Source organism: Chryseobacterium sp. JJR-5R (genome assembly GCF_034047335.1).
Lineage (GTDB): Bacteria > Bacteroidota > Bacteroidia > Flavobacteriales > Weeksellaceae > Chryseobacterium.
The window spans coordinates 2,273,700-2,299,799 of record NZ_CP139137.1; the positions used below are offsets into that span (position 1 = coordinate 2,273,700).

General features: G+C 41.8%; 20 protein-coding genes and 1 tRNA gene. 3 read left to right on the forward strand and 18 right to left on the reverse strand.

Annotated elements, in window-relative coordinates:
• Position 1: 1 nt before the first annotated feature.
• The 17 genes from hisG to SD427_RS10205 form a co-directional block, all read right to left on the reverse strand.
• Positions 2–859: an ATP phosphoribosyltransferase gene (hisG, locus tag SD427_RS10125; protein ID WP_320557672.1), complete on the reverse strand. Its 858-nt coding sequence runs from the start codon at positions 857–859 to the stop codon at positions 2–4.
• Positions 860–1,109: 250 nt separating this feature from the next.
• The gene (locus tag SD427_RS10130) at positions 1,110–2,210 is read right to left on the reverse strand and encodes a glycosyltransferase family 1 protein (protein WP_320557673.1); all 1,101 of its coding nucleotides are present in this window, start codon (positions 2,208–2,210) and stop codon (positions 1,110–1,112) included.
• Positions 2,207–2,983, reverse strand: a complete 777-nt coding sequence (locus tag SD427_RS10135; protein WP_320557674.1) for a polysaccharide deacetylase family protein — start codon at positions 2,981–2,983, stop codon at positions 2,207–2,209. The genes SD427_RS10130 and SD427_RS10135 overlap by 4 nt, the downstream gene beginning before the upstream one ends.
• A gap of 2 nt (positions 2,984–2,985) precedes the next feature.
• The gene (locus tag SD427_RS10140) at positions 2,986–3,915 is read right to left on the reverse strand and encodes a glycosyltransferase family 2 protein (RefSeq protein WP_320557675.1); all 930 of its coding nucleotides are present in this window, start codon (positions 3,913–3,915) and stop codon (positions 2,986–2,988) included.
• Between the two features lie 4 nt (positions 3,916–3,919).
• Entirely contained in the window at positions 3,920–5,089 is a 1,170-nt protein-coding gene (locus SD427_RS10145; RefSeq protein WP_320557676.1) for a glycosyltransferase family 87 protein, read from the reverse strand.
• Positions 5,090–5,119: 30 nt separating this feature from the next.
• A complete protein-coding gene (locus tag SD427_RS10150) occupies positions 5,120–5,932 on the reverse strand; it encodes a 2,3,4,5-tetrahydropyridine-2,6-dicarboxylate N-succinyltransferase (RefSeq protein ID WP_320557677.1) in 813 nt (270 codons plus the stop codon).
• Between the two features lie 331 nt (positions 5,933–6,263).
• Complete coding sequence (locus SD427_RS10155) at positions 6,264–6,839, reverse strand: C40 family peptidase (RefSeq protein ID WP_320557678.1); 576 nt, start codon at positions 6,837–6,839, stop codon at positions 6,264–6,266.
• 137 nt (positions 6,840–6,976) lie between these two features.
• Positions 6,977–7,354 (reverse strand): hypothetical protein, encoded by a 378-nt coding sequence (locus tag SD427_RS10160; protein WP_320557679.1) that lies wholly within the window; start codon positions 7,352–7,354, stop codon positions 6,977–6,979.
• Positions 7,355–7,976: 622 nt separating this feature from the next.
• A tRNA-Ala gene (locus SD427_RS10165) sits at positions 7,977–8,050 on the reverse strand.
• Positions 8,051–8,282: 232 nt separating this feature from the next.
• The gene (locus SD427_RS10170; protein ID WP_320557680.1) at positions 8,283–9,698 is read right to left on the reverse strand and encodes an efflux transporter outer membrane subunit; all 1,416 of its coding nucleotides are present in this window, start codon (positions 9,696–9,698) and stop codon (positions 8,283–8,285) included.
• Between the two features lie 76 nt (positions 9,699–9,774).
• Positions 9,775–12,921 carry an efflux RND transporter permease subunit gene (locus SD427_RS10175; RefSeq protein ID WP_320557681.1) on the reverse strand — a complete coding sequence of 1,049 codons (3,147 nt, stop codon included), beginning with the start codon at positions 12,919–12,921 and terminating at the stop codon, positions 9,775–9,777.
• Between the two features lies 1 nt (position 12,922).
• Positions 12,923–14,110, reverse strand: a complete 1,188-nt coding sequence (locus SD427_RS10180; protein WP_320557682.1) for an efflux RND transporter periplasmic adaptor subunit — start codon at positions 14,108–14,110, stop codon at positions 12,923–12,925.
• A gap of 1 nt (position 14,111) precedes the next feature.
• Entirely contained in the window at positions 14,112–14,573 is a 462-nt protein-coding gene (locus SD427_RS10185) for a transcriptional regulator (RefSeq protein ID WP_320557683.1), read from the reverse strand.
• A 114-nt stretch (positions 14,574–14,687) separates the two neighbouring features.
• Complete coding sequence (locus tag SD427_RS10190; protein ID WP_320557684.1) at positions 14,688–15,200, reverse strand: GNAT family N-acetyltransferase; 513 nt, start codon at positions 15,198–15,200, stop codon at positions 14,688–14,690.
• A gap of 165 nt (positions 15,201–15,365) precedes the next feature.
• A complete protein-coding gene (locus tag SD427_RS10195; protein ID WP_320557685.1) occupies positions 15,366–15,596 on the reverse strand; it encodes a DUF2007 domain-containing protein in 231 nt (76 codons plus the stop codon).
• Positions 15,597–15,657: 61 nt separating this feature from the next.
• Complete coding sequence (gene lat / locus SD427_RS10200) at positions 15,658–16,986, reverse strand: L-lysine 6-transaminase (protein WP_320557686.1); 1,329 nt, start codon at positions 16,984–16,986, stop codon at positions 15,658–15,660.
• A gap of 100 nt (positions 16,987–17,086) precedes the next feature.
• Positions 17,087–18,637 (reverse strand): aldehyde dehydrogenase family protein, encoded by a 1,551-nt coding sequence (locus SD427_RS10205; protein WP_320557687.1) that lies wholly within the window; start codon positions 18,635–18,637, stop codon positions 17,087–17,089.
• Between the two features lie 135 nt (positions 18,638–18,772).
• On the opposite strand from SD427_RS10205, the gene SD427_RS10210 reads away from it, so the two are divergent.
• Positions 18,773–18,970, forward strand: a complete 198-nt coding sequence (locus SD427_RS10210) for a hypothetical protein (RefSeq protein ID WP_320557688.1) — start codon at positions 18,773–18,775, stop codon at positions 18,968–18,970.
• Positions 18,971–19,163: 193 nt separating this feature from the next.
• Here SD427_RS10210 and ccsA read toward each other — a convergent pair whose 3' ends face one another.
• The gene (ccsA, locus tag SD427_RS10215) at positions 19,164–22,430 is read right to left on the reverse strand and encodes a cytochrome c biogenesis protein CcsA (protein ID WP_320557689.1); all 3,267 of its coding nucleotides are present in this window, start codon (positions 22,428–22,430) and stop codon (positions 19,164–19,166) included.
• A 362-nt stretch (positions 22,431–22,792) separates the two neighbouring features.
• On the opposite strand from ccsA, the gene SD427_RS10220 reads away from it, so the two are divergent.
• Both SD427_RS10220 and SD427_RS10225 read left to right on the forward strand, forming a co-directional pair.
• Entirely contained in the window at positions 22,793–25,363 is a 2,571-nt protein-coding gene (locus SD427_RS10220; RefSeq protein ID WP_320557690.1) for a DNA translocase FtsK, read from the forward strand.
• 67 nt (positions 25,364–25,430) lie between these two features.
• Entirely contained in the window at positions 25,431–26,078 is a 648-nt protein-coding gene (locus SD427_RS10225; RefSeq protein WP_320557691.1) for an outer membrane lipoprotein carrier protein LolA, read from the forward strand.
• Positions 26,079–26,100 lie beyond the last annotated feature (22 nt).

The window sequence follows — 26,100 nt, forward strand, 5'->3', positions numbered from 1 at the left end:
CTTATATCACCATTTTATCAATTGGAATTATTAAAATATCCTGAGCACCTTTGTTTTTGAGTTCATCAATAACTTCCCAGAACCGGTCTTCGTTAATCACGGAATGGATGCTGCTCCACCCTTCCTGCGCGAGGGGAATAACCGTCGGGCTTTTAAGAACCGGTAGGGCTTCAGAGATGATTCTAATTTTATCGTTCGGAACATTCATCAGAATATATTTTGAATTTTTTGCTTTTAAAACGGCTTTGATCCTGAACAGTAATCTGCCGAGAACAGCTTCTTTTTCATCATTCAGGCTGAAGGTTTTCGCCAGAACGGCTTCGGATAATAAAAGGGTGACTGTTTCCCTGAGACCGTTCTTAAATAAAGTGCTTCCTGAACTCACAATATCACATATTCCGTCCGCAAGGCCGATATTCGGGGCAATTTCCACGGAGCCTGAAATGACATGGATATCGGCTGAAATATTGTTTTCCTGAAGAAAGGTTTTAAGGGTATTGGGATAGGAGGTAGCAATTTTTTTGCCCTGGAAGTAACTGAGCTGATCTGTTTCCACCTCTTTCGGAACGGCTAATGAAACGCGGCATTTTGAAAAACCGAGCTTCTGGACAATCTCGATATTCTTGTCTTTTTCCGCGAGGAGGTTTTCGCCTACAATGGCAATGTCTACCACCCCATCTTCCAGATACTGCGGGATATCCGAGTTTCTCAGGTACATGATTTCCAGAGGAAAGTTGTCTACAGACACTTTGAGCTGGTCTTTTCCGTTATTGATGAAGATTCCGCAGTCTTTAAGGAGCTGAAGGGATTCTTCGTAAAGCCGTCCGCTTTTCTGTATGGCAATTTTTAATTTACTCATTTGATTTTTATTAATGCCTGAGTAAATAAAACGGGTGGATGGTAAAGATTTTCCGGGATGAATTCAGAAACAAAAAACCGCCTGTTTACTCAGACGGTTTTTAATTATTTTGATTTCTAACATATCGTATCGATCAATCAATTCCGTCTAGCAGAGATGATGATGATAATGATGTACTGTTAAAAAATTCGGTTTCATTGTTGAAATGTATTTTGCAAATGTAGGACTTATTTTGAAACATCCAAGGATTTTATGAAATAATTTTTCGGTAAAGCGCCATCAGATGACCGGCAATCGGTTCATCATTGAATTTCTGTACGAACTCGAAACCCTTATCCGCACGACGCTGCCGCTCAGATTCATTGTTCCATAGAAACTGTATTTTGGCTGAAATATCGGCTGCATTTCCGGGATTGATATATACGGAATCCGGTCCTCCCGCCTCAGGAAGGCAACTCGTATTGCTGGTGATGACAACCGTTTTTGAAAACAGGGCTTCAATTACCGGAATCCCAAAGCCTTCAAACAAACTCGGGTATACGAAAATATCTGCTGATTTATAGATTACCGCCAGCTCATCCATGGAAACGCCTTCGAGAAAATGAACTTGGTTTTCCATCTTATTTTTCCGAATAAACTGCAGGATGTTCCTAAAGTATTTTGTCTTTCTCCCCACCACGACCAAAGGAATCCCTGTATCTTTTACGGCTTTAACAATGTTCAAAAGGTTCTTACGCTCTTCAACGGTCCCTACGTTTAAGATAAAACGTTCAGGAAGATTAAATTTCTCTCTGGTCTGAAGGATCAATTTATCAGGCTGCTCTTCTTTAAATGCCTGATGGCAGCCCTGGTAGATCACTTCAATTTTACTTTCAGGAATGTTAAGAAACCGGATGACATCCTGTTTGGTCTGCTCGGAAATCGCTATAATCCGGTCTGCTGAATCAGCTGCTTTTTTAAATTTCCAAAAATGGATTTTACGGTCGAAAAAAGAATAATACTGCGGATATCTCATAAAAATGAGATCATGGATGGTAACCACTTTTTTAATCGGGGCCTTATCCCATTTCAATGGCAGTTCACCGGATAAACCGTGAAAAATATCGGCATCCTGTTTTTGGGCATCCTTTCCCATTTTCAGCTGCCGCGACATCATTCCGCCTGAGGTTTCCACGAACCGGACATTAGGGTTTTCCATGATATTCTTCCCTCTCTCCGACTGGTTTTTATTAAGCAAAACATACTCGTTTTCAGGAAAATATTTTGCCAGAATCCTTACCAGATCCCTGGAATAGTTGCCCAATCCGGATGTGTTGTGAAAAAACCTTTTGGCATCGTAAGCAATCTTCATAACTGAATCTGTTTTTGGAATTCCTGGAAGGTTCCGAAGGAATAATTTTTACTTTTAAGCCATGAAATAAATTCATCGAACCTTTCTACCATATCGTTTCCTGAATTTTTTATGGTAAAGCCGGGTAATTTAAAGACTTCATCTTTAATTTCCGCAAATTCCCAGGGGTGGAAATAGATATTTAAATACCGGTCTTTCTTTAACGTATCTGAAGCCAGTTTCCTGTAAAAAGAAAGAGGAAAATTATGAAAGCTCAGCCAGAATAGCGGAATCCTGAAATTAGGGGACACCGAAGCCGGGATCTGGGTAACATTCCCTTCTTTAAAATACGTCCTGGAAACGTTGAGATTATTATATCTTCCCGGAAGAAATGTAGGGTTAACGGATGAATTATAAGCATAGCCTGCATCTTCTACCGCATTTTTACTCACCGGCATCATTCTCGGCATCCTGAGACCGGTTACTTTTGCAGAAAACAATTCTTCCAGCCTTTCTTTGGATTCCTTCAGGTGCCTTTCTTCAAAATCCGAGTGGAACCAGGTGTGGGAAGCCAGTTCATGGCCATCATCCAATAACCTTTTGATCAGGTTTTTACTGTTCTCAGCAAAAACTACGGTTGAGAAAAAAGTGGCCTTTATCTGATGCTTTTTAAGGATATCCAGAATTTTTTCCAGTCCGGCCTGTGAGATGGAAATCTGTTTTTCAAACGGGATCTTACCTTTGTATTCCAGTGGCATATCAAATTCCTCAATGTCAAAACTCAATAAAACCATGGTTAAAAATTTTTATTTTTGATGATGTAGTTCGGTCTTTCTTTTACCTGTTTGAAGATTTTGCCCAAGTAGATTCCTATAATCCCTAAAATGATCAGCTGTAAACCGCCGAAAAAAACAATGGTCATAATGAGGGATGCCCAGCCTGAGATCTCCGTTTCCGTAATAAATGAATGGATTACGTAAATACCATATCCTACCACAGAAAGCCCTGAAAACAGGAAGCCCAGATATGCCGCGATATAAAGCGGCTTTACACTGAATGCCGTGATGCCCGTAAAGGCAAACGTAACCATCTTCTTCAGGTTATAGCTGCTCTGGCCTGACAGTCTTTCATTGGCTGTAAATTCTATTCCGGCCTGCTTAAAACCCATCCAGCTTGTTAATCCCCGTAAAAACAGGTCATCTTCATTAAAGCGTCTCATCACTTCTACGGCATTGGCATCCATCAGCCTGAAATCTGAGCCGCCGCCTTTTGTGAGATTGACATCGGATAACTTAGAAAGGATTTTGTAAAAAAAATCTGAGGTTCTCCTTTTAAACATAGAAATTTCTTTGGGGTATTTCCTTACGGTGAATACAATATCATTGCCCTCTTCCCATTTTTTAATCAGTTCCGGGATCAGCTCCGGCGGATGCTGGAGGTCGCCGTCCATTGAGATCACTGCGTTCCCATAGGCATGGTCCATCCCGGCTTTTACGGCAGGCTGATGCCCGAAGTTCCTTGAAAATTCAATAAATTTTACTTCATCATATTTTTGAGACAGTTCCTCTAATTTTTGCTGGGTCTGATCCCTGCTTCCGTCATTTACAAAAATTATTTCAAAATCATAATCGCTCAGTCCGGAAAAAACCTGCCTGATTTTTTCATGAACCAAAGCCACATTTCCTTCTTCATTATGGGCAGGAATGACGATTGAAATCTTTTTCATAGGATTATTTGAGGCTGTAGCTTTTTTCGAAATCTTTGGTCATAAGTTCATAGATTACCCTGATCCAGATGACAATGCAAGGTACAGCTTTTAAGGAGTATTTGATGATATAATTCTTTTTTACAAATTTCGGGAACAGGTCTGAAGTTGAAAAACACGTAAAAATAATAACGAATACCAGCAGACCGATAATGAAAGGCGTTCTTTCCTTCTGCAGGAAAAACCAGATCAATACCCCTGTAACGGCAATAATATAGGTAGGGGATTCTGAACTTGAACTGAACAATACCAGAAACAGTAAAGTGGAAGCCAGGATCATCAGCTGGAATGCATAATTTTTATACTGCTGGATCCTGATATAAGGCAAAGCAAAAAGCGGCAACCCGAACGCCAGAAATACGATATTGGAAATGGAAGCATCCCCTAAAATCCTTCTGAAAAAGCCCATCAGTGAAATATCCTGCATATTTCCCAGGGTCTGGTTTGCACTGTTCTTTTCAATAATCGACTGGTACCAGTCCGAATAGCACTGTACGACAAAATGCGGGCTTGAATAGACCATAGGCAGCGCAAAAAATACACAGGCGATGATCAATCCTGAAACGATAAATTTTGTTTTGTTCTTAATAAAGAAGAACTGGGACAGCCCTACAATCCCGTATATTTTAACAAAAACCCCTATTAAAATGGCGGTAACGGATTTTGTTTCTTTCCTTTCGTAAATGTAGACTGCGGACAGAAGGAGAAGCCCCGTCAATGCAATGTTGAATTGCAGGCTTAGGGCTGCCGTAATGTATTCCTGAAGACAGAACAGGGCAAAGAGCGCCTTTTTAGCATCGGAAAAAGGAAGCTTATGAATGGCATAAATGAAAACAAAAGTATTGGCAGCATTCCAGAGGGTAATTCCCAGCCAGTCAGGCATCAGAGCAAAGGGCGCAATGAGTATGCTGAAAAAAACACCGTAATGGTTCATATCGAAAAACCGGTCCGGGTATTCCGTAAACAGATTGGTCTGATCCAGTGTATTGAAAAATACGCTTTTGAAAATCAGGTAGTTGTTGATTGCGTAGCTTCCCCTGAAATATTTGGAAAGTGCCGTAGCCACGGCTATAATAAGATAAACCCCAAATATGTATTTAGGGTTTAGCAGTATTTTAAGAAACTTATCTTTCAAAATGGTGAAGTATTGGTTTATAATGGTGTCTTAAACAGCTACATTATTATCTCTCAGTGCATCATTTAAAGAAGTTTTTTTATCGGTAGATTCTTTTCGCTGACCGATGATGAGTGCGCACGGCACCTGGTATTCCCCTGCCGGGTACTGCTTGGTATAGCTTCCCGGAATGACCACGGAACGGGCAGGAACCCTTCCTTTGATCTCTACAGGCTCAGGGCCGGTAACATCAATAATTTTTGTAGAAGCGGTCAGGACGACATTCGCTCCCAATACGGCTTCTTTTTCTACGTGAACCCCTTCTACCACGATACATCTTGAACCGATAAAGCAGTCATCCTCAATAATTACCGGAGCAGCCTGAAGCGGTTCCAAAACACCACCGATCCCTACGCCGCCGCTCAGGTGGACATTTTTACCGATCTGTGCACAGCTTCCTACTGTTGCCCACGTATCTACCATTGTCCCTGAATCCACATAAGCTCCGATGTTTACGTAAGAAGGCATTAAAATAACCCCTGACGCCACAAAAGAACCTTCTCTTGCAATGGCGTGCGGCACTACCCTTACTCCTTTCTCCGCATAGTTTCTCTTCAAAGGAATTTTGTCATGAAATTCAAACGGGCCTACCTCAATCGTTTCCATTTTCTGAATCGGGAAATACATCACTACTGCTTTTTTCACCCATTCATTCACCTGCCATCCGTTTTCTGTAGGCTCGGCTACGCGAAGGGTTCCTGAATCCAGCATAGAAACCACTTCTCTAATGGCTGTCCGGCTGTCTTCATTCTGCAAAAGGTCTCTGTTGTCCCAAATATTTTCAATGGTTTGTTGTAACGACATTATGTGTAGTTTAAAATTATTCGCGCCAAAGATACAAAAAAAGTTCAGGAAAATATTTTGAAAGTATCTGTATAAGCAGTTAAAATGTCTGTGTAAAAAATATTTGCTGTTATCAATTATGGCTTTGACTCTTCAATATAAATCTTTATACCTGCTTTTCCGAAATTTTTCAGAGATTGATCTAACAATCTCTTTTCATGGACTGTTCTCATATTCTTCCATATTTAGAAATGATCCTGAAACCTGACCAGTAACTCAAGGATTCAATAATGTCAATCAACAGTTTGGGCCGTTCATTTATTTCTTAAAAAAGCATTATTCCCCGCAGAAATTACAATATTCTCTGTGCGTGCAGATAGGCTTTATTCCAGTATGCCTCATTTAAAGATGATATGATTACTCCTTTTGTGGTTGAGGCATGGATGAATTTCACCTCGCCTTTGTTTCCGATATCATGAACGATCCCGACATGGGATACGCGGCTTCCCCCTGCTGTTGAAAAAAACAAAAGGTCGCCGGGCTTCACTTCCCGGATGTCAATTTTCTTTCCTGTCTCTGCCTGGTCTGATGATCTTCTGGGAAGCAGGTAATCGTTTTCTTCAAACACTTTCAGTGCAAAACCGGAACAATCGAAGCCGGAGGATGTGTTGCCGCCGAATTTATAGGGAGCGCCGAGGTATTTTTCAGCATCTTTTAAAACCTCACTGATTGATCTCGGAATACTGCCGTTAAAATCGGAATCAAGTTTACGGAGGTTTTCGGTCTTGGGCACAGACGGTGAGATCTGCGGGTTTCTTTTGACCGCAATCTTTTTTGAACTTCCGCACGAAACAGAAATGGTGGAAGCAATGAGCAAAGCATAAATGGTTTTTAGTCTTAAATTTCCATGATTCAGGCTGTTCTTCATATTTCTTTTGTTTTCTGCTCTAAGGTGCTTACAAATATAATAAATTATGTTTTTGCCATGCTTAATCTACGGTGGGAATAGGGCAAAAAAAAGCTATTCCGAAGAATAGCTTTATATAATATAACCGATATACATTTTTATTTGGATGTCTTTTCACCTTTCCAGGTTCCTGATCTTGTAGGCGTCGGAACCGAATTGGTCCAGCTGCCGTTTGCTTTCTTGTCTTCTCTGGTCAGCGTTCCCCTGAATTCTCCGTCCTGAGGCATCCCTACTGTTGCCGTTAATTCTCCGGATTCGCTAAGCTGTCCTGAAATGGAATAATTCTCAGTGCTCTGGTCTGAATGCATAGTCCCCGTTACTTTTCCATCGGTGGCCACAACAATGTTCCAGCTGCCTTTCTCGGTGCCTTCATAGGTTCCGGCCCAGGTTCCGATAAAATCATAAATGGTGTCTTCATCTTTACTACAACCAATAAATAAAAAAGCAGTCAATAAAAGTAAAAATATTTTCTTCATAGTCTATAAGTAGTTTTAGCACTTAACGGTTTATCCGGACTGATTAATGTCAGCAATAACCGGTAGGCTTCAAATATACGTTTTTGAATGGTGACAAATATAGAATTTTTATTTGATTTAAATACTTTTTGGATCTATCAAAAATAGTATTCTTTGATAAAAATCATGCTATGGTTGAAATTACTGCACTTTTTTGCCGTATATTATCTTTTATCAGGTACATATTTTAAAATAACATTGCTTTTTTGACAAAAAGAATCCTGGATCCGAAAAAAATATTCCCGACAAAATGCCGGGAATATTTTGAGTTCCTTATTGTTTATTTTTAATAGTTGTCTTTTTACTTACAATTATTGTGCCAAAATTTCATTCAGATATAATATTTATCGAAAAAATTTTGCTGTCTACTCCAAAGCTTCTTTAAAAATGATAATTTTATATTTTATATCGACTTTATCTTTTATGTTAAATATGCGCTAACTGATTCAGCTGATTTTTTTTTATTTAAATCTGTGTAATTACCAAAATTCGCAGCAAATCATATTTTACAGCTAAATTTAAATAGTTCTTTATATCTGTAAAATTAATAAAGCCCTTCGAATGAAGGGCTTTAAATAAGAGGTGGAGAATACGGGATTCGAACCCGTGACCTTTTGACTGCCAGTCAAACGCGCTAGCCAACTGCGCCAATCCCCCGTGATGCTTCTGTTTTGAAGCGGTACAAAAGTAAGTATTTAAAATAGATCTGCAAATACTTTTGTAAATTTATTACTAAATATTTTAGTGTTTTCCGGTTAACATATACACAATTTGAAATTAGTAATTAATTATCAGGTATTTATAGATTCATAAAATTTCAAGCTTAAGGCCAATAAAAAACGCGTGTCATTTTTGACATGCGTTTTTCTGCTATATTTTCAGGATGAAATTACTTCCATCCGCCTCCAAGTGCCTGGTAAAGCTCTACGCCGGCGCTCATTTTATTGTATTGTGCATTGGCGATATTCAGTTCTGCATTTAAGGAATTTACACTGGCATTCAATACTTCAAGATAATTGGCCATCCCGTAATTAACCAGTTCCTGAGAATATTCAACTGAATTCTTATAGGCATTTAATTCTTTCTGTTTTAACTCAATAAAAGAATCCTGCACCGAGAATACCCTGATGGCATCAGAAACTTCTTTTCCTGCATTAAGGACTGCTTTCCTGAAGTTCAGATAAGCCGTTTCCTGATTGGCAAGGCTTACATCATAATTGGTCCTGATTGCTCTTCTGTTTAAAATCGGCTGTGCCAAACCTCCCACGACATTGGCGAACAAAGAATTTACGCTGAATAAATGGTCAATGTCAACAGACTGCACGCCCCCGCTGCCGGTAAGCCTCAGAGTCGGGTAAAACTGTGCTTTGGCAGCATTGGTCAGTTCAAAGGTATTGATCAGGTTATATTCTGCCCTCATTACATCCGGGCGGTTAGCCAGCAATTGCGCCGGATATCCCAGTTTCACATCAATAGGAAGCTGCTGGCTCTCAAGAGTAGACCGTTCGATGGAACGTGAAGGCTCGCCCATCAGCAGGCTCATCGAGTTTTCCAGAAGATTGATCTGGGTATCAATGTCAATCAGCATTGATTTTGCATTGAATACAAGGGCCTCGCTCTGCTGAACGGCAACTTCAGTTAACGTTCCCGCTATCTTGAGTGCTTTTGTCGTTTCAAGATTCCTTTCACGGAGCGCAATGGTTTCGGTAATGATCCTCTTTTGGGCATCATATGTCAGCAACTGATAATAAGATGAAGCAATATCGGCAACCAGATCGCTTTTTACCGCTTTATGGGCTGCAACTGTGCTTAAGTAAGCTGCCAGCTGGGCCCGTTCCTGTGATTTCAGCCTGCCCCAGATATCAGCTTCCCATGCGATATTGGCGGTAATATCATATTGGTTGACATACCTTCTTGCCCCGATGATCTGCCCGAACTGCGTATTGATAGACTGTGTCTGGAACGTATAGTTAGGTCCTACCGATAAGGTAGGCTGGTAAGCTGCTTTGCTCTGTTTCAGATAAGCTTCTGCTGAAGCAATGTTCTGCAGGGCAATCCTGATGTCCAGATTATTATCCAGAGCTTTGGAAATATGGCCCTGGAGGATCGGGTCGGTAAAAATCTGTTTCCATGAAACATTGGCGATATTGGTGCTGTCCGAAGGCAGCATATCAGTACGGTACAGTTTCTCATCCACCACCTGTTCCGGCCTCTGGTATTCTTTTCTTATCATACAGGATGATACCGCTGCAAGAACAGTTACTGAGAAAGTGATTCCTTTTATAATATTTAAAATACTCTTCATTGTAGTAAATAGAAGTTATAAAATCCGGAAACCAGAAGCCGTTGAATTCCTGACTGCTAATTTCCCGATCATTAATTTATTCTGCTAGATTAATATCTTTTTGCTTAATCGGTTTTATTTTTTCCTGTAAAGTCTGGAAAACCACATACAGTACCGGGATTACAAATACCCCTAAAATAGTCCCGATCAGTAATCCGATTGAAGCACCGGTTGCAATCGACCTGTTACCTACGGCACCGATCCCGCTCGCCAGAACCAACGGAAGCAGACCAAAGATAAAGGCCAGCGAGGTCATCAGGATCGGCCTTAATCTTGCTTTCGCCGCGTTGATCGCAGACTCTACAATGGTTTCACCGTGATGCCTTCTCTGGACCGCAAATTCAATAATCAGAATCGCATTCTTAGCCAGTAACCCAACGAGCATGATCAAGGCAATCTGGAAATAAATATTGTTTTCCAGTCCCATGATTTTCTGTCCGAAGTAAGCTCCCATTACCCCAAGCGGAAGTGAAATCACCACCACCAAAGGTAAAATATAACTCTCGTACTGAGCAGAAAGAATAAAATACACAAACACAAGACTTAAAGCGAAGATCAGCAAAGTCTGAGACCCGGAATTTAATTCTTCCCTGGTAAGGCCTGTAAATTCAACATCATAATTCTGGTCAAGTGTTTCCTTTGCCACTTCCTGTACCGCAGTAATAGCATCCCCGGAACTGAATCCGGCTTTATTTGCTCCGGTAATTTTTACGGAAGTAAACAGGTTGTAACGCCCTACCGACTGCGGGCCATACGTTTTGGTCAGCGTAACGAACTGTGAAATCGGCGACATCTCCCCGGAACTGGTTTTGATATAATACTGGTTAAGATTATCCGCGTCTACCCTGTCTTCAGGAAGTGCCTGGATCATTACCCTGAACTGTTTCCCGTATTTGGTGAAGTCAGCTCCGTAAATCCCGCCGATATATCCCTGCATTGTCGAAAGAATATCATTCACCGATACCCCTTTTTGCTTTGCCAGAGGAACATTGATCTCCATCATATACTGAGGATATTTTGTATTGAATGAAGTCTGGGCAAATTCAATCTCAGGCCGCTGCATCAGGTTCCCGATAAATTCGTTCGTTTTTGCATCCAGCTGGGCAAAATCACCGCCCGATTTATCCAAAAGCACCATTTCAAAACCTGCACTGTTACCGAATCCCGGCACACTCGGCGGCTGGAAGAATACTACCTTTGCATCCGGCACTTTTCCTGCCAGGCCAAACAGACGCTTGGATATTTCTTCTGAAGATAATCCGTCACCTGTCCTGTCGTCAAAAGGTTTTAATTTGATGAAGGCAAGACCATTGTTACTTCCGTTTCCGGAAAGCAGTCCCCTACCTGTAGAAATGGTCACATTCTGGATTCCCGGAATCTGCATGGCATTTTTCTGCAGCGTCTTCAGGACATTGTATGTTCTTTCCATTGATGCCCCCGGAGGAAGCTGTACGTCGGTAAAAATAATACCCCTGTCTTCCGTAGGTACAAAACCTTTCTTCATGCTGCCGTTTGCCCAGTAAATAATACCTCCGGTAATAACCAGGATAACCAAAGTCACCCACTTGTGCTTGATAAGAAAATTAAAGCCTCTTCCGTAACGTTCCGTAGCTGTTTTAAAGCCGATATTGAATTTATAAAAGAATTTCTGGATGAAATTTTTATTCTTGTAATCCTGATGGTGATCTTCATGCGGCTTCAGGAACAATGAACATAAAACCGGACTTAATGTCAATGCATTAACCGCTGAAATGATAATGGCAATAATCAGCGTGATCCCGAACTGCTGGTAAAATACACCGGTAGGACCCGTAATAAAGGTAACCGGAATAAATACCGCCGCCATTACCAAAGTAATTGAGATAATAGCTCCTGTGATTTCATCCATCGCTTCAATGGTTGCTTTTTTAGCATCCGAGATCCCGTTTTCCATTTTGGCATGGACCGCCTCGACGACGACAATGGCATCATCCACCACAATACCGATAGCCAGTACCAGGGCGAAAAGCGTTAAAAGATTTAATGAATATCCGAAAAGATTCAGGAAGAAGAATGTTCCCACAATGGATACCGGAACCGCAATGGCCGGAATCAAAGTGGACCTGAAATCCTGTAAGAAAATATACACAACGATGAATACCAGGATAAATGCTTCTATCAAAGTATGGATTACTTTTTCAATGGATGCATCCAAAAATTCATTGGTATCAAAGTTAAAGGTATATTTTACGCCTTCAGGATAAGTGCTTTCATTGTCTTTCAGCTGTTTTTTGATGTTCTCAATAATTTCCTGGGCATTGGATCCCGGCGTCTGGAAAACCCCCATACTGATGGACGGGTTATCCCCGTTTTCACCGATTCCGCTGTATGACAAGCCTCCCAGCTCCACTTTTGCAACATCCTTCAGCATTAAATTCTGCCCGTCGGGAAGAGATTTGATGATGATATCGTCATACTGCTCCTTTTCACTGAATTTGCCTACATATTTAATGATATATTCAAAAGAGCTTCCGCTGTTCTGTCCCAAAGATCCAGCCGCAGCTTCCCTGCTCTGGTCATTGATGGCAGTAGTCACTTCAGTGGGTGTAATCCCGTAGGCTGCCAGTTTAGCCGGATCAAGCCAGATCCTCATGGAATAGTTTTTCCCGCCGAACACGTTGGCTTCCCCTACTCCGTTGATCCTCTGAAGATCCGGAATAACGTTGATATTTAAAAAGTTCTGAAGATAGACATCATCAATATTTTTATTTTCCGAATAGAAGGAAAGGTACATCAGGGCACTGGTCTGCTGTTTCTGCGTAACCACCCCGGAACGGGTAACTTCACTTGGAAGCAGCGGGCTCGCCCTGGCCACACGGTTCTGAACGTTCACAGCGGCGATATCTGCATCTACTCCCTGCTTAAAGAATACCTGGATCTGGGCTGAACCGTCATTCCCTGCTGTAGAAGTAATATAGTCCATTCCTTCAACCCCGTTGATCTGTTCTTCAAGAGGTACAACCACACTCTTCATTACCGTTTCAGCATTGGCCCCGGTATAATTTGCCCTTACACTTACCGTTGCCGGTGCAATATCAGGATACTGTGTCACCGGCAGCGAGATCAATCCCAAAACCCCGAGAATCACAATCAAAATGGAGATTACGGTAGATAAAACCGGCCGGTTGATAAAATTTTTAATCATGTTAGAATTTCGGTTTTATAGATTGAACAAGGCTATCCATTTTTACGGGTTTCGGCTTTACGGCGGTTCCCGGCTTTAAAGCACCTACGCCTGCCGCAACAATTTTTTCGCCTTTATTTATTCCGGACTTGATAAGCGCCATATTTTCTATCCTGTCGATTACATTGATCACTACATTTCTCGCCGTGTCGCCTTTATCCACTTTGTAGACGTAGACAATACCCTGCTGCTCATACGTAGCACTTTCCGGGACTACCAGTACATTGTCATAGGCTTTCGGCAGCCTGATGGTTCCGCTGTTCCCGTTGCTCAGCAGTTTCTGGGCATTCGTAAAGCTTACCCTGAATTGTATGGTTCCCGTAGTAGGATCAATCTGTCCTGTAATGGCTTCGATCCTGCCTTTTTCAGGGTAAAGGCTGCCATTGGCAAGCTGCAGCTCAACCATCGGCAGGTTTTTAATTTTTTCCGGCATGGTAGCACCTTTGGATTTTTCAAGAAAATCAAAATATTCCTTTTCATTCATGGAAAAGTAAGCGTATATGCCTGATGTATCTGAAATCGTGGTCAATGCCGACTGGTCAGTAGGCCCTACCAAACTCCCCACTTTCAGCGGAAGTTTTCCGATTACGCCTGAAATAGGGGCGCGGATCACGGAATAATCGATATTGGCAGCCACTCCTTTATAATTGGCAACTGCCTGGCTTCTGGCCGCTTTTGCCTGCTGTACCTGAGCCTGAGCCTGGGCTAAATTCGCTTGTGCCGTCTGCAGCTGAACGTTGCTGATGATATTTTTTTGTACCAGCGGCTTCAGTTTGTTCACTTCTACGTTAGCAGCACTTACGGCAGCCTGAGCAGCCGCGATATTGGATTCAGCAGCGCCGATTCCCGCCTTGGAAGCAGCGGCATTTTCAGTAAGAATATTGGTTTCCAGACGGAACAAAGGCTGGCCTTTGGTAACATACTGCCCTTCATCCACCAGCACCTGGGTAATATATCCCTGGATTTTGGCACGTACCTCATTATTCACCCTTCCCTCTATGCTGGCAGGAAATGTCTGGTAGCCGACTATATTTTTTGTCTCCACATTAACGACAGGGTAAGGCTTAGGGCCTTCCTGTTTGGGAGCTTCTTTTTTGCAGGCAGTTAAGGAAAGTGCCGCAACAGAAAGTATAAATAGCTTATTATTCATATTATAGTTTATTAAGAGATTCCTGAATATTGATTATATTTTTATTTAAAAGTGCTTTGTACGCTTCCATCTTTTCGTCATCACCCTCAACCTCATCATTTTTCTTTTTAAAATGGTCTAAGTCATCCAGTAATTTTAATTCGTCTTTCATTTTCTGTACAATTTTTTCAAATCTTAATTTCTTATAGCCGTCATTGATAAAAAAATATCTTTTCCTTTCATCCATTTTATTGTGGTCTACAATAAGCTCCGCATTCAGCAGCAAGGTAATGCTGGTAGAAACCGAACTCTTGCTTGCACAAAAGACCTCGACAAACTCGTCAAAAGTTATGCCTACCTTATCATAATCAAACAACAGATATGCATAGATTTTTGAAGCCAGCGGAGGTATGCTGAAAACAGCACCGTAAAACTTAACGGCTTCCTGGAAAATTTTCTTATCAATTTCTATACGCTTATGCATAGTATATAAATTTGACGCAAAAATATAAATTAGTTCTGAACTAACCGAACAAACTTGATAGAGTCTGTATATAGCTTACGGTTTAAAAATTCAATGGCTTATTTTTAAATAAGTTTAAATAATAATCTTTTCAAAGGCTTTTCTCATTCCGCCTGCCAGAAAAACTTCGCCGCAGTAGCTGTAGCCTTTGCTTTCCAGAATTCTGAGCATTGCCGTATTGTCAAAATTGGTATCCACTTTTACACTCTGGATTCCGTGGGACCTTGTAAAATCTTCAATCAGGTCAAACAGTTTCTTTACCATGCCTTGTCCTGCAAATTTCCTGTCGACGGCAACACGGTGCACCACAACAAATTCCCCGTTGCTCAGCCAGGCACCGTCAATAGTATTGTAGGCAGGTTCGTCATTAAGGATCAGCGCTGTGTATACTGCAATTTCTTCATTTACGGTCATCACATATCCGAAATCTTTTTCGATATCGCTTTCTACAGTTTGCAGGTTAGGATATCCCTGCTGCCATTGTGTGCTTCCGTCCTGTTTTCTTCTTTCAATTGCCTGCTGTATGATGTCCCAGATTGCATCGCGGTCTTCAGTTTCTGCTTTTCTTAATCTGATTTCTGAATTCATGCTGTAAAAATTTGTTGATAAAATGATACTTCACTATATTATGTTAATCTAGGAGTATTAAATGCAGATGGCTTTGCATCTGATAACACCTCAATTAAAAAAACCGAAAACTAATTAAAATTAATTTTCGGTTCGAAGTAGTAAAATTTAAAATTATGAAATTGTTTATTTGTTTTCGCTTTGCTGCAGGTAGGCATCGATAATCTCAAATGCTCTTTTTTCGTCCTCCAGATCTACCATTACCTTTAACGATGTAGCCGTTGGTGTAGTGGTAAAAGTAAGATAATTGTTTTCAACTTCATTGGTGATCTGCCCGTCATCCAGTTTGGATTTTATCAATTGGATTTCTGCCGGTTTGTCGCTTTCAAAAACTGATACTCTTGTACTTCTTTCCATGTTCTATCTCGTTTAAGTATCTAAATTTATAACATTTTTTCGAAAATTACAAGTCTGAAGTTTAAATTTTGTTAATATTCTGTTCGATTTTATCCAGTGCAAGCCGGATTTCTTCTTTGGAAACATTGAGGTGCGGCCTGAAGCGAAGTGACTGTTCACCACAGGCAAGAATGATCATCCCGTCACGCCAAAGCTCCTCTCTCAGAAGGTTTCGTTGCTCAGGGGTAGGCAGATCAATGGCGCACATCAATCCCCTTCCTCTGGCATTCGTCAGTTTCCCCGGATATTTTTGTTCTAATGTTCTAAGCCCTTCCAGTAAATAATCTCCGACGATCCGTGCATTTTCTACCAGGTTTTCCTTTTCAATAACTTCCATCACCAGCTGGAACCGGAGCATATCAATGAAATTGCCTCCGAAAGTGGAATTGATCCTTGAGCTTTCCCTGAATACATTATCCGGTACTTCGTCAAATTTTTCCTTATTCGCCAGGATTCCGCACACCTGTGTTTTTTTACCGAAAGAGATGATATCGGGTTTTGCTGTAAAATGCTCAAAGGCCCACATTTTTCCGGTCATTGCAATACCGGTCTGCACTTCATCATAGATCAGAAGAATTTCGTGCTCGTTGCAGATATTTCTCAGACCCATTAAAAACTCATCTCTGAAATGGTTGTCGCCACCTTCTGCCTGAATCGGTTCGATGATGATACAGGCCACTTTATTAGGATTCATCAGAATGGCTTCTTCAATATTCAGCAAAGCCAGTCTTTCATTCTTTATGGTTTCTTCTAAATTTTCCTCCGTGATCGGGAAGGTTAATTTTGGGTTTAAGATCCTCGGCCAGTTAAACATCGGGAAATACTGGTATTTTCTCGGGTCAGACGTATTGGTTAAGCTTAACGTATAGCCGCTTCTTCCGTGGAATGACTGCCTGAAATGAATACAGATCCCGGCTTCGGTATCAAGATCTTTTTCAAAGTTCTTTCTTGTTTTCCAGTCGAAACATGCTTTCATGGCATTTTCTACAGCCAGAGAACCGCCTTCAATGAAAAATGCATACTGAAGCTCCTCAGGGATGGCTACCCGCTCAAAAACTTCAAGGAAATGCGCATATTCTTCAGAATAAACATCTGCCAGTGTGGGTTTATTGACTGCCATTTTCCCCAGCCATTCTGATTTTTCCATCAGGTAAGGGTGGTTGTATCCGATAGAAGCTGAGGCGAACATGGAAAACATATCCAAATATTCCCTGTTGGTCAGCTTATCGTAAAGCCATGACCCGTGGGATTTTTCAATATCCATTACGAAATCAAAACCATCTGCCAGGACATGCCTGCCTATTGTTTCCTTAACTTTATTTGCCTGTATATCTATTGTTGTCTGTTCCATTTTTGCTTTGAATTGAAATTTACTAAAAGATTGAACCTGAAATCAGAATACCCTGAATCGTTAATGAGTCAATCTTCCCGTTTTAAATAGTTGAAAATACTTATAAATCAAATTTGATTCCCTGTGCCAAAGGCAGGTTAGCGGTATAATTTATGGTATTGGTCTGGCGTCTCATATAGTATTTCCAGACGTCTGAGCCTGATTCTCTTCCGCCTCCGGTTTCTTTTTCACCGCCGAAAGCCCCGCCGATTTCCGCACCGGAAGTCCCGATGTTCACATTGGCAATCCCGCAGTCTGAACCTGCGTGGGAAAGGAAAAGCTCCGCCTCTCTCAGGTTCTGCGTCATGATGGCTGAAGATAATCCCTGTGGAACATCATTCTGGATTGCAATGGCTTCGTCTAAAGTACCGTATTTAATCAGGTATAAAATCGGGGCAAACGTTTCATGCTGAACGATTTCATAGGAATTCCGGACTTCGGCAATACATGGCTTTACATAGCATCCGGATTCGTATCCTTTTCCGTTCAGTACTTCGCCTTCGACCACGAAGTTTCCGCCTTCCTCTTTGCATTTCCTGATGGATTCCTCATACTGTGTAACTGCAGTGGTATCGATAAGCGGGCCTACATGGTTTTTCTCATCCAGCGGATTCCCGATCTTCAGCTGGCCGTATGCTTTTACCAGTCTGTTTTTCACTTCGTCATAAACATCTTCATGGATGATCAGCCTTCTTGTTGAGGTACATCTCTGGCCGGCAGTTCCTACGGCTCCGAAAACCGCTCCGATGATTGACATATCAATGTCTGCATCTTTAGAGATGATGATGGCATTGTTGCCTCCCAGTTCAAGAATTGATTTCCCGAATCTTTCGGCAACTTTTGATGACACCATTCTCCCAACCCTTGTGGAACCGGTGAATGAAACCAGGGAAACCCTTTTGTCATCTACTAATTTCTGCCCGATTTCATGGTCTGCAACCAGAACACTTGAAATCCCCTCACCAAGACCGTTTTCTTTTAGTACCTCGTTCATAATATTCTGGCAGGCAATGGCACACAGCGGCGTCTTTTCAGACGGCTTCCAGATGGTCACGTTTCCGCAGATCCACGCCAAAGCGGTATTCCATGCCCAAACAGCCACCGGAAAGTTGAATGCGGTAATAATCCCCACAATCCCCAGCGGATGGTACTGCTCATACATTCTGTGGCCCGGTCTTTCAGAATGCATAGTATACCCGTGCAGCTGCCTGGATACCCCAACGGCAAAATCGCAGATGTCAATCATTTCCTGAACCTCGCCCAGCCCTTCCTGCAGGGATTTGCCCATTTCATAAGAAACAAGCTTGCCCAAATCATCTTTATATATTCTTAATTTCTGGCCTAACTGCCTTACGATTTCACCTCTTTTAGGAGCCGGAATGAGCCTGAACTCTTTAAAAGCTTTTTCGGCAGCTTCAGTTACCCTGTCATAATCAGATACCCCGGAAGTTTTTATTTTGGCAATCAGATTGCCGTCTACCGGAGAATAACTCTCTATTGTTTTGCCTGAAGCAAAATATTTCCCGCCTGATGAAGTCCCTTTGTTTTCTTCTTTAATCCCCAGATTTTTGAGTGTTTTTTCGATTCCAAAATCTTTTACTTTTTTAGACATAAAAATTTTACTTTTCGTTTTCCCTAAAGTTAAAAATATTAAGCGAACTGCAAAATTTTAATTTTAGCGTGTTTTTTTATTTGGACTAATTACAAACATGTTTATCTTTGTAAGGTAATCATTTGAATTTCAGAAATGGAAAATAATAACACGATACAGGAGCCGGCAGAAGAAAAGAAAACCTCTAAGTGGAAGAGCCTGGTAAAGAAATTCGGTATAGGCGGCATCATATTTTTTACTGTGAAAGGGATCATTACTTCTACCCTTATTTATTTTCTCGGGAAAAATTTCTGGACGGTTATCAGCAATTACTTTTCAACGATATTTGAGTAACCTAACCGGTCATATCAATTAAAATAAGAAAGCAGGGAAAATTTCCCTGCTTTTGTTTTTGTCTTGAATGAAGAAAAGCATGAATCTGTTATTAATCATTTCCTGCTTACATTAACCTTTATCAACTTCTAAAATGTTAAACATAAAAAATCCCGGAAATTGCTTTCCGGGATTCATTATATCTGCTTTAAAATTATTTTTTATTCAGAACCCTGAACTTGAAATAAGATGCTGCTGATAATGCCAGCATCGTTCCGAGCCCGATGTATACCCACGCCGGAACCGGAACCGGATCTCCAGCTGCGTATGAGTGAAGCCCGCTCAGGTAATAGTTTACCCCGAAGTACGTCATCACCATAGAACAGAAAGCAAACATGGTAGCTACGTGGAATGCCCATCTGCTTCTCAGCCCCGGAACCAATCTCATGTGCAGTACAAAAGCATATACCATGATAGAGATGAATGCCCAGGTTTCTTTAGGGTCCCAGCTCCAGTATCTTCCCCAGGATTCGTTGGCCCAGATTCCTCCCAAGAAGTTTCCTACCGTTAAAGCAAATAACCCGATGGTCAAAGACATTTCAGAAACGATAACCAGTTCTTTAAGTGTCGTATCATGATGGATTCTATAGTTTTCTTTATTGGAAATGATGTAAAATACCAGACTGATCACGGCAATAATCATCGACAGGGCAAAGAAGCCGTAACTGGAGGTAATAATCGCTACATGGACAATCAGCCAGTATGATTTCAGCACGGGAACCAGCGGCGTAATCTGCGGATCCAGTGCAGATCCTCCGTGTGCAAACCCCATCATGATAACGGCTACCATAAATCCGGCGGCAGGAATCAGTGCATTGGAATTCCTGTACAGGACCAGTCCGGCCGTAATACCCACCCACGAAATGAAGATAATGGCTTCGTACCCGTTGCTCCACGGTGCATGCCCGGAAATATACCATCTGGCAACCAGCCCGAGGAAATGGCAGAGATACCCTACTGCCCCAACGGCAACAATCCCTTTAATAATTTTATTTAAATTTTTAGAAGCTTTAAATAATTCCACAAATCCTAAAACCAGCAGCAATCCTCCGATCAGCGTATAGAAAATCAGCAATTTGAAGTTGATGTTTACTTTATTCATGAACACCTCAAGATCAACTTTGGATTTTGCAGGGACCACTGCTTTCCCCCATTTCTGCTGGTATTCTGAAAGCTTAGCCAGTTCTGCATCTGCCTTGCCCCAGTTCCCGGTCTGTTGTGCCTGTAACACTTCTGCAAAATAAGGCCCCATTACTTTTTGGGATTCAACATCCGGCTCCATTTTCTGGTCCAGCCAGGAATGCCATGTGTGGTTGGCATCGTTTTTCACAGGGACAATCCTCATGAACTGGCCGCTGAAAAACTCGTTAAAGATCTGCACCCTTTCGTTGACCGAAATTACTTCCTTGTCATAATTGGTCTGTTCAGCCGGTTTTTTACGGAACGCGGTATTGTAATCCTGTTCCAGGATATAGGATAAGTTCCCGTTGGCATCAGCCGGGAAAAGGTTCATCAGTGAAGTATAACCTTCCTCGTCGGCCTTTGTTTTATTTTTTAATTCATCGCCGCCTTTTGTCCCCACTTTAATCATCGGAACCATAGTCCAGCTCGGTGTATCCGTATTTACGGAAAGGAACCACTGATTGGCGGTCAGGGATTTTCCGTCCGTGCCCTTGAACTCGTCTTTCTTGTATAACTTCCTTAAAACATCAAGAGCCTCGGTATTGATCGGGACAATTCTACCTTCGAAGTTCTGAACCAGAAGATACCCGAATTTATCCGCATGTTCCTTATCGATTTTATTTCTCGCAATAATTTCATCGGCAGAGATCATTTTCATTTTGCTCAGCGGTGCAGCCAGTGAATTCTGCTGGGGTCCCTGCTGAACCTGTGCGGATTCCGGTGAGGAAGCATGGCTGTGGCTGTTATCTTCCGTATGGACATGTTCCCTGCTTCCATCCGTTGTTCCGTGGGTTTCAATTTTCTGGGCGGTTAAGCCTAGGCTTAAAAACAGCAGGATTATCGTTGCCGCCCGTTTTTTATTCACGTCTTTCAGCATTTTGTTCAGCTTCCAGAAATGGGTCCCTTTCCAGAAGAAAATCGTGAACAGGCCTCCGAACAATAAGGCATACCCGATATAGGAAATCAGCGTCCCCCAGAAATCGTGGTTAACGGAAAGTACGGTACCCATCCGGTCCGGATCAAAGCTGGACTGGAAGAAACGGTATCCTTTATGGTTTAAAACGTGGTTCATATAGATTTTGAAAGGCGTCTGCCTGCCTTCATCAATAATTTTAATATGGCTTTCGTAAGCACTCGGGGATGAACTTCCCGGATAGGTCTCCATGACGAAATCATCCAGTTTAAGTGCGAAAGGGGTATTATAGATCTTTGGTCCGAAGCCGATCATAATGTTCAGCCCGTCCATGGCAATCTGCTTGTATGCATTGGGGTTCCCTTTTTCAACGGACAGATCAACCAGCTGTTTTGTTTTCGGACCCTGAACTTCAACCGTCAGCACATCCGGAACATTCTGGTCTTTCTTGCGGTCACCTTCAAAGGCCAGCAGTTTCCCTTTCTTCAGCCCTTCCGGAACAACCAGTTTCAGTTCGTTGATGGTGTATAAGCTTCTCAATGCCAGCGGCTGGAATTCGTCTTTTGCCGTACTTCCTGTAGCCTGGGTAGCCATCGTCATGTAGGTGGCATCCACCGGAGTCTTGATCATCAGCTTCCCGCCGTCATTCCTGAATTCTACGGCACCTTCAATCGCCCTGTTGAATGTAACCAAAGTCCCGTTGATGGATTTTGTTTCACCCGGCTTGATATAGATATTCTGCCTTCCTGTATTCCCTGTAGAAACCAGATGAAGGTATTCTGCACCGTTCGGGTCAGCAATTAAGCTGTCTTTTTTTCTCTGAACATAATCTTTGGCAACCACCTTTATATTTTTCCCGTGGAAATCATAGGTGGCTTCCAAATCTTTATGCAGCGGAGACATCAGGTACGGGATATCCTGATAATCCAGGGCATCGCCTTTTTCTTCAATCTTGATCTTCAGGAAATTTTTGTCGGTAACAATCTCATTTGATGTTTCCCCTTCCCTGATATGCATGGTGCCTTCAAAACTGATATACCGGGTTACCGCACCGCCGATGAAAATCAACACGAAGGCCAGGTGAAATACCAGGACCGGCCATTTTTCCCTTCTCCACAACCGGTATCTTGCGATATTGCCGATGAAATTGAGAATGAGCAGGAACATGATAAGTTCAAACCATTTCGCTTCGTAAATTAATGCTTTTGCCGTTGGAGTTCCGTAGTCATTTTCTAAGAACGTTGCATATGCCATCGCAAATGCATACACCAATAACAACACAGCCATTGTTCTGGTCGAGATAAGAATATCCTGGAGCTTCTTCATGATATATATACTTGATGGGCAAAAATAAGGATGATAAACTACAAAGACGTTAAAAAAAGCTGTTTTTTATCATTTCAGACAAGCTATGCGTTATTTTGAAACGTTCTTAATAAGACTGGCTTTTATTATTAAAAATTCAATTGAATCACGCTTGTACAGAAAAAAATCTGTAATAAAAAACCCGCGTTCATAAGGATATTGCTGCACATTTATCCGGAGCAGTTATTTTATATATAAAAAATGATAATTATGGTATAATAATCTTTTTAACCGTAACAGTTCAGTTGCTGCCTGCTCCATTTTTAAAACAAAAAAGATTCCTTTACTATAGAAAAAACATTAAATTTGCTCACATTGATATTATGGACAAGAATACACCAAAACAACAGCAGGAATCGCCTGAAAAGGGCAAATTTTTATCAAAACCAAGGGTCTTTCTCGGGCTTACATGCATTCTTTTTTCTGTAGTGCTTACCTTTTCATTTGTTTCTTATCTGATGAACTGGCAGGCAGACCAGAGCCAGGCGGGAACCATGCTCGATAAAAGCATCCAGTCCTCCAATCTTTTCGGAAAACTGGGCGACTGGCTCGGAAATATTTTTATTTTCGAAAGTATTGGTGTGGCTTCATTTATCATTGCGTTTTTATTTCTTGTATTCGGAACGTTGATTCTGAAAAAAAGAATGTTCAAACCGTGGAAAACAGTCGGGCACTCCCTGTTTTTTATCTGCTGGCTTCCGATCCTGTTCGGAGCATTAACGAAAGGCCAGGGTGTATTGAGCGGTGTGTACGGTTACCAGATTATGGATTCCCTTGATGCCATTATAGGATCCGCAGGGCTTTGGATGGTTTTGGCGTCGAGCATTGCCTTGTATTTTATCCTGGAATTCAATCTCCGTCCGAGTTCCATCAAGTCAAAACTGAATGACATCAATGAAAATACCATCGGCAGGGTAAAATCTATGATGCCGAGCTCCGATGAAAATTTTGAAGCGGATGAGGAGCTTATTGAAGAAGCCGGTATTGCTGAAGAACCTTTACCTAAAATCAGGGTTACTGAAAAAGTAAGACCTAAAACCATTGCGCCTGAACCTGTAGCTGTAACCGTTCCGAAAGGATTCCCTGAAGTCCCGGTTTCTGCGGATCTCGATACCATCGTGACCCCGAACAAGACTTCTTTTGATGAAGAGAAAAACGATTTTTCGCAGCCTTTGAATATCAACCTTAACCTCAGCTCAAAACCTGCGGTGCCTACTTCCAGCCCCGAAGAAGCTTTTGACATCAGACCTTCTGCTCCGCCGGCAGCCCCTGTACTGGCCCCTGCACCCGAGGAGGAGATTAAATTCAATGTAGAAGTGGCCAAGGTAGTCGATATCCTGGATGATTCAGACAGAAAATCCAATGAACTGGTACAGAGACACGGGCTGTATGACCATAAATTGGATCTGGCCAATTTCCAGATGCCTACGGTTGACCTGTTACAGGATTACGGGAATGAAGAAATTTCCATCAACAAAGATGAATTAGAAGAAAATAAAAATAAAATTGTCGGCCTGCTTAAAAACTTTAATGTAGGCATTGCTGAAATCAAGGCAACCATCGGGCCTACCGTAACGTTATATGAGATCGTTCCGGAAGCGGGAATCCGTGTATCGGCCATTAAAAAGCTTCAGGATGATATTGCGCTGAACCTTTCGGCTTTAGGCATCAGGATCATTGCACCGATGCCGGGGAAAGGGACAATAGGAATCGAGGTTCCGAGAAAAAATCCTACTATGGTTTCTATGCGTTCGGTGATTGCCTCGCATAAATTCCAGAATACGGAGATGGACCTTCCGGTAGTTTTCGGGAAGACGATTTCCAATGAAATTTTCATGGCGGACCTTTCAAAAATGCCCCACCTGCTGATGGCGGGAGCTACAGGCCAGGGTAAATCGGTAGGGATCAATGCCATCCTCACTTCCCTACTCTATAAAAAGCATCCGAGCGAACTGAAATTTGTGATGGTGGATCCTAAGAAAGTGGAGCTTTCATTATATTCAAAAATCGAAAGGCATTATCTGGCAAAGTTACCGGATTCTGATGATGCCATTATTACGGATACCAACAAGGTAATCAATACGCTGAATTCCCTCTGCGTAGAGATGGACATGAGGTATGACCTTCTTAAAAATGCATTCTGTAAGAATTTAAAGGAATACAATAAAAAATTCGCAGAAAGAAAATTAAACCCGGAGAACGGGCACCGCTACCTGCCGTATATTGTTTTGGTGGTGGATGAGTTTGCGGATCTGATCATGACCGCCGGAAAAGAAGTGGAGATGCCGATTGCCAGGCTGGCGCAGTTAGCCAGAGCGGTAGGGATCCACCTGATTGTAGCGACCCAGAGACCGTCCGTCAATGTCATCACAGGGATGATCAAGGCCAACTTCCCTGCGAGGGCAGCATTCAGGGTAATTTCCAGTGTAGACTCCAGGACAATCCTGGATTCTCCGGGTGCAGATCAGCTGATCGGTAAAGGGGATATGCTGTATTTCAACGGAAACGAAATCCTAAGGCTTCAGTGTGCCTTTATAGATACGCCTGAGGTGGAAAGGCTGGCAGAATTCATCGGGGAACAGAAAGGCTATTCTTCCGCGTTCCTTCTTCCGGAATATGTTTCTGAAGATGCTACCAGTACTGTCGGCGCTTTTGATCCGAATGAAAAGGATGCTTTGTTTGAAGAGGCGGCCAGAATTATCGTATCTACGCAACAGGGTTCTACTTCCATGCTTCAAAGACAGCTGAAACTGGGATATAACAGAGCCGGGAGGATTATGGACCAGCTGGAAGCCATCGGGATCGTAGGCGGTTTCAACGGTGCAAAAGCAAGGGAAGTACTCATCAGCGACCTCCATTCTTTGGAACAGTTTTTGGAAGACATGCGCAGTTAACGGAAATCTATGATCAGTTTAACTTTTATCATGTAAGCAAGTCTAAAGATTAAAGAATTAAATAAAAATGAAAAATATTATTTCAAAAATTGTTGTAAGCAGTCTGGTAGTAGGTGCCGTAGGTTTTACCAGTGCCCAGAAAATTGATGCAAAAGCAAAAAAAATATTGGACGATATTACGGCAAACTATAAATCTAAAAAGAATACGTATTTTAAATTCTCTTTCGGAACCGGGACCAACGGCCAGACATCCAAAACGGAGCCGGGAATCTATTATGCAGCCGGAGACAAGTATAAACTGAAAATCATGGAAATCGAACAGATTTTCGACGGAAATAAAATTTACAACATCAATACGGAGGATACTGAAGTTACCGTAGCAAAACCAAACGGCAGCAGTTCTATGTTCTCCCCTATCAATTACCTGTCTTCTTACAGAAACGATTACAACGTTACCTATAACGGCAAGAAAAATATAGACGGCGTAAATACTGATTTTATTAAACTGACTCCCGTAAAATCAAACGGGATCAAATATGTCTATCTTTATGTTGATTCGGCAAAGAAACAGATGGTAAAGCTTGAACAGCACGGCAGCAATAATGATATTGCAGTAATTACCATTAAGGATTACAAGGAAAACCAGAACCTGGATCCGGGAATGTTTATTTTCGACAAGGGTAAATATAAGAATTACCTGGTTACAGAATTGTAAAATGAATTATTACGATCTGCAA